General features: G+C 37.1%; 13 protein-coding genes, 1 pseudogene and 1 riboswitch. Of the genes and pseudogenes, 8 read left to right on the top strand and 6 right to left on the bottom strand.

What is annotated here, in order from left to right; translation table 11 throughout:
• Nucleotides 1-325 precede the first annotated feature (325 nt).
• The 6 genes from RFH42_RS13645 (at nt 326) to RFH42_RS13620 (ending at nt 6,933) form a co-directional block, all read left to right on the top strand.
• The gene (locus RFH42_RS13645; RefSeq protein WP_308976268.1) at nt 326-970 is read left to right on the top strand and encodes a hypothetical protein; all 645 of its coding nucleotides are present in this window, start codon (nt 326-328) and stop codon (nt 968-970) included.
• A gap of 467 nt (nt 971-1,437) precedes the next feature.
• A riboswitch (M-box (ykoK) riboswitch) is annotated at nt 1,438-1,610 on the top strand.
• Nucleotides 1,611-1,834: 224 nt separating this feature from the next.
• Nucleotides 1,835-2,755, top strand: a complete 921-nt coding sequence (locus tag RFH42_RS13640) for a magnesium transporter CorA family protein (protein ID WP_308976265.1) — start codon at nt 1,835-1,837, stop codon at nt 2,753-2,755.
• 18 nt (nt 2,756-2,773) lie between these two features.
• Nucleotides 2,774-3,724 carry a magnesium transporter CorA family protein gene (locus RFH42_RS13635; RefSeq protein ID WP_308976263.1) on the top strand — a complete coding sequence of 317 codons (951 nt, stop codon included), beginning with the start codon at nt 2,774-2,776 and terminating at the stop codon, nt 3,722-3,724.
• Between the two features lie 72 nt (nt 3,725-3,796).
• Nucleotides 3,797-4,747, top strand: coding sequence for a magnesium transporter CorA family protein (locus RFH42_RS13630; protein WP_308976262.1), 951 nt, complete (start codon nt 3,797-3,799; stop codon nt 4,745-4,747).
• Between the two features lie 162 nt (nt 4,748-4,909).
• The gene (locus RFH42_RS13625; protein WP_308976261.1) at nt 4,910-5,620 is read left to right on the top strand and encodes a DsbA family oxidoreductase; all 711 of its coding nucleotides are present in this window, start codon (nt 4,910-4,912) and stop codon (nt 5,618-5,620) included.
• Between the two features lie 257 nt (nt 5,621-5,877).
• Nucleotides 5,878-6,933 carry a hypothetical protein gene (locus RFH42_RS13620; protein WP_374990776.1) on the top strand — a complete coding sequence of 352 codons (1,056 nt, stop codon included), beginning with the start codon at nt 5,878-5,880 and terminating at the stop codon, nt 6,931-6,933.
• A gap of 93 nt (nt 6,934-7,026) precedes the next feature.
• Here the strand turns inward: RFH42_RS13620 and htpG are convergent, their stop codons facing one another.
• The 4 genes from htpG to RFH42_RS13600 all read right to left on the bottom strand — a co-directional run bounded on the left by htpG (nt 7,027) and on the right by RFH42_RS13600 (nt 12,580).
• Complete coding sequence (gene htpG / locus RFH42_RS13615; RefSeq protein ID WP_308976258.1) at nt 7,027-8,946, bottom strand: molecular chaperone HtpG; 1,920 nt, start codon at nt 8,944-8,946, stop codon at nt 7,027-7,029.
• A 284-nt stretch (nt 8,947-9,230) separates the two neighbouring features.
• Nucleotides 9,231-9,821 (bottom strand): OmpW/AlkL family protein, encoded by a 591-nt coding sequence (locus RFH42_RS13610; RefSeq protein ID WP_308976257.1) that lies wholly within the window; start codon nt 9,819-9,821, stop codon nt 9,231-9,233.
• Between the two features lie 407 nt (nt 9,822-10,228).
• A complete protein-coding gene (locus RFH42_RS13605; RefSeq protein WP_308976255.1) occupies nt 10,229-11,605 on the bottom strand; it encodes a Na+/H+ antiporter family protein in 1,377 nt (458 codons plus the stop codon).
• Nucleotides 11,606-11,701: 96 nt separating this feature from the next.
• Nucleotides 11,702-12,580 (bottom strand): alpha/beta fold hydrolase, encoded by an 879-nt coding sequence (locus tag RFH42_RS13600; RefSeq protein WP_308976254.1) that lies wholly within the window; start codon nt 12,578-12,580, stop codon nt 11,702-11,704.
• A gap of 120 nt (nt 12,581-12,700) precedes the next feature.
• On the opposite strand from RFH42_RS13600, the gene RFH42_RS13595 reads away from it, so the two are divergent.
• Both RFH42_RS13595 and RFH42_RS13590 read left to right on the top strand, forming a co-directional pair.
• A complete protein-coding gene (locus RFH42_RS13595; RefSeq protein ID WP_308976253.1) occupies nt 12,701-13,177 on the top strand; it encodes a PaaI family thioesterase in 477 nt (158 codons plus the stop codon).
• Between the two features lie 117 nt (nt 13,178-13,294).
• On the top strand, nt 13,295-13,885 hold the full coding sequence (locus RFH42_RS13590) for a hypothetical protein (RefSeq protein WP_308976252.1): 591 nt from the start codon (nt 13,295-13,297) through the stop codon (nt 13,883-13,885).
• Between the two features lie 63 nt (nt 13,886-13,948).
• Here RFH42_RS13590 and RFH42_RS13585 read toward each other — a convergent pair whose 3' ends face one another.
• Nucleotides 13,949-14,407 carry a DUF6097 family protein gene (locus RFH42_RS13585; protein WP_308976251.1) on the bottom strand — a complete coding sequence of 153 codons (459 nt, stop codon included), beginning with the start codon at nt 14,405-14,407 and terminating at the stop codon, nt 13,949-13,951.
• Between the two features lie 211 nt (nt 14,408-14,618).
• Nucleotides 14,619-16,642 (bottom strand): annotated as a pseudogene (locus tag RFH42_RS13580) (hypothetical protein); the annotation flags it as partial.

The raw sequence follows: 16,642 nt of genomic DNA, 5'->3' as shown, positions 1-16,642 counted from the left end.
GAAATGTGTCATATGGCTTACGCCAGTCACTTATATCCTCACCCTGAACGATGAGGTTTTACGCTCCATCGGATAAACCAATCCAATATTGATGAGAATCATCCTAAACACCACATATAAAATCACCATTCAACAGCTATTTTCTAGTCAATTTCAATTAAATGACACCTCAGTAAAATGCGTAATAATGTGCAAATTTCTTGACAACTCGACTAATTCATCATCATATAACAAAAATATCTAACCGATTAAATTAACTTTTTTGGAGTTTGCATTGAAGCAGTCAACAATAAAAACGGGTGTGATCCTTGGGTTTTCTACACTCATGTTTACAGGTTGTGCAACATCAACTTTACTAAATAAAGGCAAAAGTGAACGCACCCGTACCGAAAAGGTCGTTTTAGTTGAAGATAATGTCGTTGCATTCGGTAAAATGGCGCAACAAAATAATCAGCTTCCAGCAGACAGCTTGGTCATTGCGGGAACTAAAAACAGTTATGTATTAACCCAAGGCGGCGCACGATTTGTCTCTATTATTGGCCAACTTGATCCCAAACACATCCAACTCACACGTGAACTGAATTTCTATTCAGCCAAAAATGATGGTCATTTCTCGGGTGTTTTACCGCTGTCCTACGTAAAGTTACAGGAAAATGTTAGTAAAAAAGACCTCGAATTTTTCCTAGAAAATGCCGCAGAGGAATGCACAACATCTAGTGATAAGCGTATGAATGCTCAACGTTTTTGCTTTAACATTAAACTATCTGGTGTTGTCTATCCGGTTGTGAATAATCTTAATTCGCTTAAACCATTAAGCAAACCCTATCCTGTAAGTATCTATACACAGACTGAAGAGCGCTATACGACTTACAAAAATAGCGGTGCAGAAAAATTAGTCCTCTTCCCATTTGCGGTTGCCTTTGATGTCGTTACACTTCCATTCCAAGCAATTTCTAAGATTTTTGACTAAAACTAAGCACAAATGATCTGACAAAACCTCATATTCCAATGAGGTTTTGTCCAATCTAAAATAGAGAACCGCATTATATTTGATCAATAAAACAACAGATGATCTTTTAATCAAAAATAATTTAATGCAAAAATAAAAAGTGGCAAAAAATTGACTACTCTTTAAGTTGCGTATATTGAGTAAAAATTAACGCACCAAAAATTAAAAACTTTTAAATTTAAAATATTATATTTAATCACAAAGAATACCCATATTTATTCCAATTAATAGCATAATTTAATATTTGTTAAATACAATCCACTAATAAAAGAACATAAAAAATTCACCAAATGATCAGTTCAAATTAGTGGAAAAATATTTTCATTTTAATAATTATATTCATCAATAAATCAATATCTTAGTTTTAAAAATAATTTTTTAGTGGAATTGTATAATTTTCCTGCATATAATCCGCGGCAACAAATTGCAAATAACCTCGTTAGGTGAGGCTCCTGTACGGAGACATGCTACTGCCCAGAAACGTCCAAAGACGCCAACGGGTTTGAACAGAAACCATCGAATTAAGGTGGTTTATAACGTAGCTAGAAACATCTCTTTCTTATGCCGTACAGTGCTAAAGCTCAATGAATTGGGGTAAACCAATATCAATACGCTCTGGTCGAATCATGTCCAGAGGTGTTGGTGTTGTGCAGGACTGTATCTGTAAAAAGTCATGTCTAAGCACGCCCCTATTTTATTGGAGGCGTGCTTTTTTTATGCCGATTCAAAAATGTTTTATAACTGCTGTTATACACTTTTGAGATTTACTATTCGAGGACAGGGTTACCCAACCACGGACTCATGCACGGTCAAGGAGTTTTAAACATGTTTAAAACGAATGAAACCCAAATGCAGATACACTCCTCCATCCACTGGCTCAAAGTCATTGATCCAGATCAGGATTATATCACCCATATTTCTAACCAGTTTTCAATTCCGTATAATTTTATACAGACTGCTTTAGATGAAAATGCCAGTGCACGTATTCAATGTAAACAACAGTCTACATTAATCATGACGCATCTTCCCTTTATCACACAGTCTAAATCGGGACAGCTCGTCAGCTGTAAAAGTTTTGCGATCATTATTAAAGATCATTTGGTCTTCATTGTTTCCAAACAAGACCACCCCATCTTCGATCAAATGATCCATTATGTTGAACAGGGTCCAGAACAAGCCATTGAACAACTCGCCCAACAGGTTTATCACTTTTTAGAGTTAGCTGCCGATCAGTTCATCATTGCCAGTAAAATCGTCAATGCACAGATCACGCTGGTTGAACAAGAGCTTTTAAGTTCAATCAAAAATAAACAGGTATTCAAATTACTAAATCACAATAAGGCTTTGAATCGCATTGCAATTTCTTTACGTGGAAATAGTAAGGTTCTCAATCTACTCAATGACATGCAAGTGATAACGGGTCATTCATTGGCGAAACACCGATTACTGAATGTCATGGTTGAAACGGATCAAGCACAAGCGATGGCAGAAATTCATAATATTAATTTAAGTAATTTAATGGATGCCTATTCAGCTGCAATTGAGAACAACCTGAGCCTACTGGTGCAATACTTGTCTGTTTACGTGATTATTGCTGCTATTCCTCTAGGTATTGCCAGCCTCTATGGCATGAATATCCCTCTGCCATTTCAAGAGCAACCTTTCGCACTCTCTCTACTGGCTGGCCTTAGTTTGCTACTCAGTGTTGCCATCGTTATTATTTTCAAAAAACGTCAAATTATCTAAGTATTGACGGAGTACAATATGCTTAAAATTTATCAAAGCAATCCTCAAGGATTATTACTCGAAAGCACAGACATTCAGCACAATAGCATCATTTACTTGTGTAACCCGCAATCAACAGAAATCGAATTACTTGCGACAAGTTTAAATATCCCACGCAGTTTTTTTCATGATTGCTTAGATAAAAACGAACGCCCTCGCATAGAAAAAGATGGCGACACCTTGCTAATGGTACTCAATACACCTATTCAACTTGATACCACTGAGCAACATCAAGCCCCTTATCAAACTCAACCTTTTGGTGTTATTCACTGTGCTGATCATTTGGTTATTGTTTCTGCTCAACAACTAACACTCATTGAAGATGTCATTGCTGGTCGCTATGGTGAATTCCAAAGTTATATGAAAACGCGTTTTAGTTTGTTGGTTTTTAAAGCAGTGGCTGACTCATACAATCTAAATCTCAATAAGATTAATAAACAAATTAGTCATCTACAGCACCAACTAAAAAAATCATACCGTAACCACGAGTTGTTTGGCTTAATTGCTCTCAACAAGAGTTTGGTATATTTCTCTACAGCGCTCACAGCAATGAATATCTTGTATAAACGCATTATGCAAGGACATGATATTAAGTTACATGAACCTGAATCAAAACGTTTACAAGAAATATTAGTTGATATTCATCAAGCAGCAGAGGTCACCGAACTTCGTCGTGAAAGTTTAAGTAACTTAATGGATGCTTATGCGGCCATTATCCATAACAACTTAAATGGCGTATTAAAAATACTAACCACCTTAGCAATCGTAATGGTCATTCCAACAATGATCGGTAGCATTTTCTCTATGAACGTGGCTTTACCTTATGAGGAAGAATGGTTTATGACCGTATTGGTCAGTGTCTCCATGCTGCTCATTGTGGTGACCTTACTCGTCGTGTTCTACAAGAAAAAGTATTTACGTACAGCTTAGTACCCAATAAGCCTGATTTGTAGATTTAACGCACCCACTTATTGGCCTCTGCCTTACAATTGAGTACCGAACATGATTGATATTTATCGCTATACACCAAATGCAAAACAAACAAATGCATCAAACCCCAACCTTAGTTTTCTAGATTTTGAGCAGAGTCTTGATCATACAGCTGTTCAACTGGATATATTAGAAACTCAGCTACATATACCTACAGACTTTATTCATCAAGCACTCGATCCCGATGAACGGCCGCGTATTGAAAAGCGCGGTGAATGGACATTTTTGCTGATCCACATTCCTTTTAGCAATACCTACGTAGAACGGCTAGATGACCAAGTCAAGTTTCGTACCATCCCATTCACAATGTTGCTCAAACAAGACTGCTTTGTGGTGATATGCAATGAAGATCATCATTATAAGCGAGCTTTTTTTGAACAGCAGGCACTGCAACAAATACAACAAGGTATTCACCCAGCTTGGGCCATCTTACAACACTGTGCACAGAGTTATGTTGAACTTGTTAAACAACTCGAAAAACATATCGTGCAAGCCGAAGATGAATTATCACGTTCGTATCGCAACCAAGAACTTTATACTTTGCTTTATTTGAATGAAAGCTTGCTTTACATCACAACATCATTAAAGCAATTGCTTCATATATTACACCATGACAATGTCGCCAGACTTTGGATTCACACTGAACAAGAAAGAGATCTTTATCAACACTGCTTGATTGAGTTTGATCAAGTTGCGGCTGTCGCTGAAATCAATCAACTTAACCTAAATAATGTCATGGATGCCTATGGCAACGTAATTCAAAATAACGTAAGTCATGTGGTTAAACTTCTAACGGCAGTCACTATTGTACTTTCCGTACCCACTTTGATTGCGAGTGTTTATGGTATGAACGTGCCATTACCTTTTCAAGAAGCAGAACATGCTTTTAGTTATCTGGTTATAGTCATGTTGCTTTCAAGCGGATTGATTGCTTATATCTTCTATAAAAAGCAATATTTCTAAGGCAGTAAATTTTGCAAATGTTGTCATTTTCATTAAGTGACAACATTACACTTTTTGCTCCATCATTAGCCAGTTATGTATATTTTTTAAATCTGAGCTTTAAACTTATGGATCACATCCTCATATACCCCAAATATGAATGATAAATTTTAGGTAAATACCATGCGTGTAGATATTTGGTCAGATGTAGTGTGTCCTTTTTGCTACATTGGAAAAAAACGTTTAGAACATGTTGCGGCAGAAGCTGGACTGGAATTAGAAGTACATTGGCATAGTTTTGAGCTTGATCCAGATGCGCCAAGTACATACGGTACTTCAAACACAGAACGTTTGGCTAAAAAATATGGCCGTAGTTTTGAAGATATGCAAGCAATGGAGCGAAATATCGCTGAGATTGCTTCAAGTGAAGGCATCGAGTTTAATTGGGAAAAGGCTAACTCTGGCAATAGCTTTAATGCTCATCAAATTGTCCACTTAGCACAAAGCAAAGGATTAGGAGACAAAGCGAAAGAAGCCTTTTTTCATGCCTACATGACGGAAGGTCTCGCCATTGGTGAACGTGAAATTGTTGAAGATATTGCTTCACGTCTAGGCCTTGATCATGGCGAAGTTGAAGATGTTCTCAACAACAATAGTTTTGCTGAATTTGTCCGTCATGATGAAAAAATTGCACATGAACAATTAAAAGTAACGGGTGTACCTTTCTTTGTTTTTGATCAACGTATTGCTTTGGCTGGCGCACAGCCTCGTGAGGTATTTCTAGAGGTATTGCAAAAAGCACAGGCAGATATTCAAGCACAGGCAGAGCAGGTTGAAACTGACTCATCTGCAATGTGCAATGATGAAAGCTGTGACGTACCTAAACAGAAATAAATATCTAAAAACACCTCAAGAAGTAATGTTTGACATATCCAACATTACTTCTTGACTCCCCCTAGCGCGACAACACTAAATCCTATATCAACTTTTTCAGCATAGTTCACTTGATCGCTTGTTATTCTGCTTAAGATTTCAGACAATATTTCAAAATATCATCTAAATACAGCAAAGTGACTTGCCATATGAACAATCATTTTTTTCATCTTATTCATTGCCAAGCTGCAGCCTTTTCTACTCTATTGTTTTTAACAATGCCAAGCCATGCAAATGATGCTCTACCGTCCAAACCTATACCTACAAAAGACACAGAAAACAGTCACTTTCAAAATATTATTGATTATGTACCCAACTTAATTGATTCAACGCCAACCATACTCCCCCCAGAATCAAATCAAGCACGCATACCGAGTACCGAACAAACTCAAGAAAACACTTGGGTAGATCAACAACAAAACCATATCCATAAATGGGTTGATCAGACAGCAATGAAGATTGATAGCTGGTTTGGCACAACCAATCCTCAACGTCCAGCTGATGCCAGTTTACGTTTAATTCTCGACCAAAGTTATAACCAACATGACCAATATGAGTTTAAACCACGTATTCGAGGAAAAATTAAACTCCCAACTTTAGAGAACAAACTCAGCGTAGTCTTTGGTGATGAAAGTTTAGATAACGAATTTGATCACAACCTCAGTATTGTTAACCAAAACCCCGATTATGCTCCCAACAAACAATTCGATAGAAAACAATCATGGGAAGATAATAGTTCGATTGCGCTTCGTTGGTCAGAAATCTCAAAAAAACTCCCTTTTAAACTAGATGCTGACCTCGGCTTACGTTCTGGTGATGATCTATATGTACGTTTTAAGGCTAAACGCGACTGGTCACTTAAAAATGACTTTTTTATCCGTGCTGAACAAATCTATCGTTATGGCTCTAAAAGTGAAAACTACTTAAGAACCAACCTCGAACTCACCCATGCACGACCTCAACATGCGTTTGTCTCCAACCAGCTGAGTCTGACTTATGCCGATAAACAAAGTGATGACCTCACCTGGGATAACCGTCTATTTAGGCAACATCAATTTTTTGACAATAATCGTTTTAGTTATGGGCTTTACAGTGGCGGTTTTTATCATGAAAGTGATTTACGTTTAGACAGTTGGGGACCATTTGTGTCTTGGCGCCAACCTGTATGGCGTGAATGGATTTTTGTACAAGCTGACCTCAACTACTTTAATCAACATCGCGACCATCGTAGTCATTACCTCAGTAGCTTATTACGCCTTGAAGCTTTATTTTAAAAATAAATGGCTTAAAAAAAGCGACTCAAAATATAAGTCGCTTTTTTGTTGAATGATCATCTTAATGACCATTCAACATGTATTTAGTTTTGATTATTTTAGAAGCAAGCTGTTAATACGTTTAATGTATTCAGCTGGATTCTCTGGTAAACCACCTTCTGCGATCACGGCCTGATCGAAAATCACATTTGCCAAATCATCAAACTGTGCTGCATTCTCTAACTTTTGCACCAATGGATGTTCAGGGTTAATTTCCAAAATTGGCTTACTTTCTGGAATCGTTTGACCTGCCTGTTGCAACATACGAATCAACTGTGGCGATAACTCACCTTCACTAGTGACCAAACATGCAGGCGAATCAACCAAACGTGTTGTTACACGAACTTCTTTGGTTTTATCTTTAAGAGAATCACTCAATTTCTCAATCACAGGTTTAAATTGTTCTGCTGCGGCTTCTAACGCTTTTTTCTCTTCAGCATCTTGCAAATCACCTAAATCGACTGCGCCTTTTGATACATTCTGGAGCGTAGTTCCGTCGAATTCGTGTACAAAATTCATTGCCCACTCATCAACACGATCAGCCATCAAAATTACTTCAATGCCTTTCTTCTTGAACAATTCAAGTTGTGGAGAATTTTTCGCAGCAGATAAACTTTCGGCAGTAACATAATAGATGGCTTTTTGCCCTTCCTTCATGCGTGCTTTGTAGTCTGCTAAAGAGGTGCTCACTTCATCATTATTAGATGTCGCATAACGTAATAGTTTTAAAATACGATCACGATTACCAACGTCCTCACCAAGACCTTCTTTAATAACAGCACCAAACTCTTGATAGAACTGTTTGAATTTCTCTTGGTCTTGCTCATCTTCTGATTTAGCCAACCCATCCAGCATTGTCAAAACTCGACGAGCATTACCTTCACGAATAGTTTTAACATCGCGGCTTTCTTGCAATAATTCACGGCTTACATTAAGCGGTAAATCTGCACTATCCACAACACCTTGAACAAAGCGCAAATAGTTCGGGATTAGATTATCTGCATCATCCATAATAAATACACGTTTCACATAAAGCTTAATTCCAGCTTTAGCTTCACGGGTAAATAAATCTGCTGCCGCTTTTGCAGGGATATATAAAAGTTGAGTATATTCAGTACTTCCCTCAACGCGATTATGTGACCATGCAAGTGGTGCTTCAAAAGCATGACTTAGATTTTTATAGAACTCGACATACTGCTCTTCTGTTACATCATTTTTATTACGTGTCCACAATGCACTCGCTGAGTTAATTGCTTCCCACTCATCAGTTTTCACCATTTGGCCGCCTTTAGGTTCTTCACCCTCAGCAACTTCTTCAGTTTGCCAAACTTCTTTTTGCATTTGAATTGGCAAACTAATATGGTCTGAATAACGATTAATAATTTGTTTAACTTTATAGCTTTCTAAATAATCTAAAGCATCTTCACGTAAATGTAGAATAATGTCTGTTCCACGTGAAGCCTTTTCAATTTGCTCAACTTCAAATTCGCCTGTTCCAGCACTGATCCAACGTACACCTTCATTGCTCGTTGTGCCTGCACGACGTGATTCAACAGTAATTTTATCAGCAACAATAAAACCTGAATAAAAGCCTACACCAAATTGACCAATTAATTGAGCATCAGACTTTTGATCCCCTGTTAATTTAGACATAAAATCCTTGGTTCCAGATTTTGCAATCGTTCCCAAATTATCGATTGCTTCTTGCTGGCTTAAACCAATACCATTATCAGAAATTGTTAAAGTATTATTATCCTTATTCAGTGTTACACGTACTCGTAACTCAGGATCATTTTCATAAAATTCTGGATGATTAATTCCTTCAAAACGCAATTTATCACAAGCATCTGACGCATTTGAAATTAATTCACGTAAAAAGATTTCAGGATTAGAATAAAGTGAATGTGTCACTAAATGTAGAAGTTGAGCTACTTCAGCTTGGAAACTATGTTTTTCTACGCTTTGCTCGGTCATAAATGACTCCCTATCATATTGCTTTTTCTAGAATGCTATATGAATTGGAGTCCCGTCTTGATTTTTCAATACTTAAACTCGTTTTTATCTAACTTTCTTATCAATTTCTAAACATGTTGTGATAGCACGTGTTAAACAGTAGCTTAAAAAGCCTTACTCTTTTTAGGGAGTAAGGCTATTAAGCGCTGAATTTTATTGTTGTATACCTTTTATGATTCTTTGTTTATATTTCTTTTGTTATGCTTGTTGTTTATGGGCACTGCTTGTTATTAGTTATGCCTCAATTAAAAACGGTAGCTATAACCTAAAGTGTAAACGATAGGGTTAATATCTAAGTCAAATTTTTTGCTGCCAGCAGCCTCAACTAAACGAACTTCTGGGCTAAGGTCTGCATAACGCACATCTACAAATACACCCCAGTTTTTCGCATCAGCTGGTTTAAAGTTAACACCCACTTGACCTGCAAAACCAATATCATTTTTCACTTTATCAGCTACACCCGACTCATCCCATGCGATGAATGCAGTCGCACCCACACCGATATATGGTGTAAATGCTGTGCTATTTTTAAAATTATATTTAGCAGTCAATGTTGGTGGCAAATGCTTAACTTTAGCTACGCGATTACCATCCAATAATACGTCTTGATTAAATGGAGCGGCTAATAATAACTCCGCAGAAAAATTATCATTAAAGAAATATTCAACTGAAGGTGTAAAGTTAAACTCATGATCAGCTTTTACTGTACCTAAACCAGCAACATTTGTATCAGAAGTAGGCGCTAATACACTACCACCAAGTTTAACTTGCCAAGGACCTGCAATTGCAGAAGCAGATACACCTAATAATGCAACGAGTGCTAATTGTTTAAACATGTCGAACACCTTTACCTAATTTATGCAATATAATAAACATGCGACAATAAAATATGCAACACAGAATATAACAATATAATGACATTTATTTACATATATATGATTTATAAAGATATTTATTTATTCATAGTAATTAAGTTGGTTTATTAATTTATTTTAATTTTATTTATTCTTTATAACTTATTTTCACTAACTTATTAATTCAAAGCAACTGAGTTGGTTTTTAATCCAAGTATTTTAATAAGGTATTCAATATTAATTATTAGCACTACAATTTGTTTTCTAGTATTCCAATTATTAATACTACATTTTTAATATGATATTTAAAATACATCTTTTACTGTTTGTTAAATAAAAATGGCTCTATACCTAATATATAGAGCCATTTTTATTTATTTAGTCTTGGACTAAAGTATCATTGCTGCAATCCAACCAAAAATCATTAATGGGATATTAAAATGTATAAAGGTTGGCACTACACTGTCGCGCATATGATCATGCTGACCATCCATATTTAAACCAGATGTTGGCCCTAAAGTAGAATCAGAGGCAGGAGAACCAGCATCTCCTAATGCAGCAGCAGAACCAATTAAAGCAATTGTTGCTGCTGGACTAAAACCAAATTGCAAACATAATGGTACATAAATAATTGCTAAAATAGGCACGGTTGAGAATGAAGAGCCAATCCCCAATGTAATCAACAAACCAATGAGTAACATTAAAAATGCTGCAAGCCCTTTACTGTCACCAATCCACTCAACTGAAGCTTGAACTAAAGCAGGAACCTGATGAGTTGCGTCAATGACTGCGGCAAAACCTTGAGCTGTAATCATAATAAAACCGACCAGTGCCATCATTCTCATACCAGAAATAATGACATCATCTGCTTCACTCCACTTGAAGATCCCAGCGAAACTTAAAATGGCAACCCCAACCAAACCTGCCAGTATCATAGACTCTGTATACACTTGCACAGATAAAGTAGCTAATACAGCAAAAGCTGCCATATAAAGCGTAAAAGTCGCAATTTGAGGTGCTTGCTCTTGCTCAATTTTTATAGGTTCGCCCGCGATTGAATGCACGCTCTCCTTAGGCTTAATATCTTGGTAATATCTAGGCTTACGATAACTAAAGAAAATAGCAATTAATAAACCTACAAACATACCCAACACAGGAATCAGCATTGCTGAAGGAATCTGACTTTTCTCTATATGAAACCCATAAGCAGCCCCATAAATATTGATGTTGTGTGCCAAAATGTCATTTAAGAACACGGCTCCAAAACCAACTGGGATCAGCATATATGTACCCACTAAGCCAAAAGTGAGAATACAGGTAATCAAACGACGGTCAAGATTGAGGTAATTGAAGACACCTAATAATGGTGGTATCAATACAGGAATAAACGCAATGTGAACAGGTATAAGGTTCTGTGAGCACACTGCAGCCAATGCAATCGCCACATAAATCAAATACTTCACTTTATTACGTGAGCTTGCCCCAGCGTTTGCGTCAGACTTTAAGGTTTTAATCAGTTTATAAGCCAATAAATCAGGTAAACCCGAACGCGCTAAAGCTAAAGCAAAAGCCCCGAGTACGCCATAAGCGAGTGCGATTTTTGCACCACCACCTAAGCCCTGATTAAATGCCTCCAGTGTTCCTTGCAGACCTAAACCTGCTAATAAACCACCCGTGATCGCACCTGTAATTAACGCAAATACGACTGGAACTCGCGCCAAAGACAAGCTAAACATGACCACGATAGCTGCTATAATTGCAATCATATTCAAAGCATAGTTGAAAAAAAAGGCATTCTAGCAGAGTTTAACTACAAGGTTTGCCCACTTTACAGTGAATTTTTTACCATAGATTAAAATACATTATGTTGCATCTTGATATCGCTTAGCGAAGCGAGCAATTAATGTCGCAATCTCAGATGCACGACTTAAAATTGCCCAATGATTCGCATCAAGCTCAACACGCTCTAATTCACTAACCCATTTAGGTAATTCATCAATAAGCCCAGGGCTAACAAAGTTATCTCTTTTTAATACAATGGCTTGTACTGGGCACTGTGCATAACGCTGCCTTGGTCGTAAAAGACGTGGTAGAAAGTTGGCGCGATATAAGCCAACACCATAACGACCATCATGCGCAATATTAGGATTTGAGGGTAATCCTTCTGTTTTCTCTAGGCGAGTCAGTATTTTCCCCCAATTTTCTGGTTTAAAAAACTGCCATACAGTAGGTGCAATCAAAGGAAATTGGAAAACAGCAATATACCAAGACTTCGTGAGTTGTTGAAAAAATTGAGTTTTATTTTGTTGATATTGATCACGCATCCAAAATGCTGCGTGGTCCAAACAAGGACCCGATAACGTTGTATAAGAAAGTAGACGAGATTTAAAACTCGGATCAGTTACCGACTCCCAACTTTGAATCGATCCCCAATCATGTGCTGCCAAATGAAATGCCTTATTGGGTAACAATTGGTCTGTCACACACATTAAATCTTGTGATAAACACCGTAATTTATAGTCACGCACACGTTTTGGTACAGAAGATTGACCAGCACCTCGCACATCATAAGTAACGATATAAAAATCGTGAATCAATTCAGCAATAATTGGCTGCCAAACTTCTTGATTATCAGGATAGCCATGTACCAAAACCAAAGCATCCTTGTTTGGATCTCCCCATGTCATTGCACATAACTGCTGTCCATCTTGAGTCTTAATCCAATGTTGATTTGTTTGCATGTTCGAGTTCCATCTTATTTTCGTGATTGACTATTTATTCGTAATCGAGCGCAATCCGATCAATGCTTGCCGAATGATTGTTCACTATTATGGTTCGATATTTATGAATTAGAATTGACCATGTTTAATATTATTAAGAAAATACAGACAGTTCCTTTTATATCGAAATACCTGCTTAATCAATATGCCCCATTTAAAGGTGCAGGTATTGAGATCGACCAATTCAACATTAAAAATCACCATATACGTATTAAAATGCCTATTACCAGTAAAAATCGTAATATTGTGGGCACACATTTTGGTGGCAGTTTATATGCTATGGTAGATCCATTTTACATGTTGATTCTGCTCCATCACCTAGGCCCCAAATACATTGTCTGGGATAAGTCTGCCTCTATTAATTTTCTTTCCCCTGGGCGAAGTACGGTTTATGCAGATGTCCGTTTAGATCAAGCTGAAATTGAAGAAATCAAAAATCTAGCTGAAAATTATGCACCAGTTTATCGAAACTATACTTTAGACATTTATGATGAATCTGGCTTGCGTATTGCTGAAGTACAAAAAACTCTATACATCCGACGCAAAAAATCAAAGTAATTCTTCTGATATAAATATTCTAGTGTCATATTTTAAATTCTATTGAAATGCAACCAATCAACTGTACACTCTTCTTTTGAGACAGTTGCATTTCCAAAATGAAATATGAGACCGACAATGATCATAACAAAGAAATTTATTCTATTCCCTCTCACTGCACTTAGTTTACTCATCAGTGCCTGTAGTGATAATAAAGCACCTTCGACTACAAGCATCCAAACAAGCTCAGAAGTACAACAAAATACCCAGTCAAAAACTCATACTTCTACGACTCAAGGTAATTGGCAAACAAAACCCTCTGAACTGTCATCAAATAATAAATCTGATATTCAATCTGATTTGACAGCCCTAAATCAAATCATTAACAGCATAAATACTCGGTCCATAGAACTACGTAAAAATATTCAAACCACGACAAATGATTCAACAAAAATGCAAGAGACACTCAAAAAAGTGAATAACTTACATGAACAAGTCAAAATAGAAATCATGTCACTTCATTTAAATAGTGCCGAAGTACAAAAAATTCGTACCCAAATCATTGATAATCTAATGACAGCAAGTCAACTTTATACTTTATCTACCGCTGCTGATTTTAATCCTGCGGCCCCAAGCAAAGAATTCCAGCAACTCACTCAACGATCAACTGCAATACAACAAAAAGTGAGTACTGAACTTAATGCACTTAATCAACAATATGCAAAATAATATCTCAGCCACATGGTTAAAAATGGAGATATCATCTTAACCCCAAGATATTATCTTTAATATCTAAGACTGAGTGCGCTTGACTAACTGTTGCGTCACTTGATGCATTTGTTGTTTCGCTTGCGCATTTAATTTATAAAAATAAGCAATCAAAGCAATAAAACCCAAAGCATATGCTATGACCAGCCAAATATACTTAATCGCATCAGCAAAAATCATTTGGCTTATTGTTGCGGTATTGAGGTCAACATTAAAAAACCCCATATAACGACTCATAAATAGAAATATACAGTAGAACAGTACTGGTAAAGCCAATATTCCAGTTCCTATATTGGCTTTTTTACGTTTTGCATGAAGTTGAATAAAATGATCTTGGCCTAGATATTGTTCAATAGCAATAATCTGTTCATCTAAATCATCTTTTGATGTAATTGGTAATTTATGTTCTTCAATGAAATAATGTAGCTCTTTTAAGTATTGTGCATCGTCTAATGCATCGCTTAATAAGCTGAGGTTATTCATAATATATATTCTATTCAAAACAAAATATTTTATCTGATTTTTTATTTTAACTATAAGAACAAGATACGAATCTTCACAAGATTTTAAATTGCATCATAATATCCGAATAACTGAGCCTTGTAATTTACAAAGCTCAGCCCCGATATCAGCCATAAACATCTACATTAATTGTAGGATAATGACGATATAAATTAAACTTTCTACACTTAGACTAGATTAAACTAGATTGGTTATCCAACAAATGATCTGTAACCACAGTTAATGGCATTGCAAAGAATGGATCTATAGTCATCGACTCTTTGGCTTGCCCTGTAGTTTCAACCGTTTCAGGAATTTCTAAACGATTTAATAAATCATCAACTTCCTGAGTGGCAACTTCGATACTATTAATCGCAACGAGAGATTCAAATAATACTGTTGTTGTCTCATCCACAAGATCAGCCACTTGATCTACTGACGAATCAAGTGCAACAACATCTGAAGCATTCTCTAAAACATGAGCAATAACATCTGTATGGACAGCTTGAGTCACCTGAGTTAGCTCATTCAATACAGTTGCAAATTGGTCGAATGACAAAATACCATCTGTTACTTGACCGAGTAAGTCCGTAGCAACATCTAGAGATAATAAACCATCAGTTAAAGTACTAAGTAGATTAGTCACCAAATCAAGTGGTAAGACTCCACCCAATAAACCACCTACAAGATTGTTGACAAGATCAAGTGATAGCACGTCACCAAGTAAGCCGCCAACGAGGTTATTTACAAGATCAAGTGACAACACATCGCCCAATAAGCCACCTACAAGATTGTTCACTAAATCAAGTGATAGCACGTCACCAAGTAAACCGCCAACGAGGTTATTTACAAGATCAAGTGACAACACATCACCAAGTAAGCCACCTACAAGATTGTTCACTAGATCAAGTGATAGCACATCACCAAGTAAACCACCTACAAGGTTGTTGACAAGATCAAGCGACAACAAGCCGCCAAGTACACCACCTACAAGATTGTTCACTAAATCAAGTGATAACACATCACCAAGTAAACCACCTACAAGGTTGTTGACGAGATCAAGCGACAACAAGCCACCAAGTACACCACCTACAAGATTGTTCACTAAATCAAGTGATAACACGTCACCAAGTAAACCACCTACAAGGTTGTTAACAAGATCAAGCGATAACAAGCCGCCAAGTACACCACCTACAAGATTGTTCACTAAATCAAGTGAAAGTAAGCCGCCCAATAGACCGCCGACAAGATCATTCGCGATATCAAGTGATAACACACCACCCAATAAACCGCCTACGAGGTTATTGACAAGATCAAGTGACAACAAGCCACCAAGTAGACCACCTACAAGGTTGTTTACTAAATCAAGTGAAAGTAAGCCGCCCAATAGACCGCCGACAAGATCATTCGCGATATCAAGTGACAGCACATTACCCAATAAACCGCCTACGAGGTTATTGACAAGATCAAGTGACAACAAGCCACCAAGTAGACCACCTACAAGATTGTTTACTAAATCAAGCGATAATAAGTTGCCTGTAATGCCTTCAAGTAAGTTTGTTACCAAATCAAGTGACAGTACATTACCCAATAAACCGCCTACGAGGTTATTGACAAGATCAAGTGACAACAAGCCACCAAGTAGACCACCTACAAGGTTGTTTACTAAATCAAGTGAAAGTAAGCCGCCCAATAGACCGCCGACAAGATCATTCGCGGTATCAAGTGACAGTACATTACCCAATAAACCACCTACGAGGTTGTTGACAAGATCAAGTGACAACAAACCGCCAAGTAGACCACCTACAAGGTTGTTGACTAAATCAAGTGATAATAAATTGCCTGTGATGCCTTCAAGCAAGTTTGTTACCAAATCAAGTGACAATACATTACCCAATAAACCGCCTACGAGGTTATTTACTAGATCAAGTGACAACAAACCGCCAAGTAGACCACCTACAAGGTTGTTGACTAAATCTAGCGATAATAAGTTGCCTGTAATGCCTTCAAGCAAGTTTGTTACCAAATCAAGTGACAGCACATTACCCAATAAACCGCCTACGAGGTTATTGACAAGATCAAGTGACAACAGACCGCCAAGTAGACCACCTACAAGGTTGTTGACTAAATCAAGCGACAATAAGTTGCCTGTAATGCCTTCAAGCAAGTTTGTTACCAAATCAAGTGACAGCACATTACCCAATAAACCGCCTACGT

The sequence above is a fragment of the Acinetobacter rudis genome (assembly GCF_031157835.1).
Lineage (GTDB): Bacteria > Pseudomonadota > Gammaproteobacteria > Pseudomonadales > Moraxellaceae > Acinetobacter > Acinetobacter rudis_A.
Note: the sequence above shows the minus strand (reverse complement) of the source record. Positions and strands in the feature narration are given on the sequence as shown.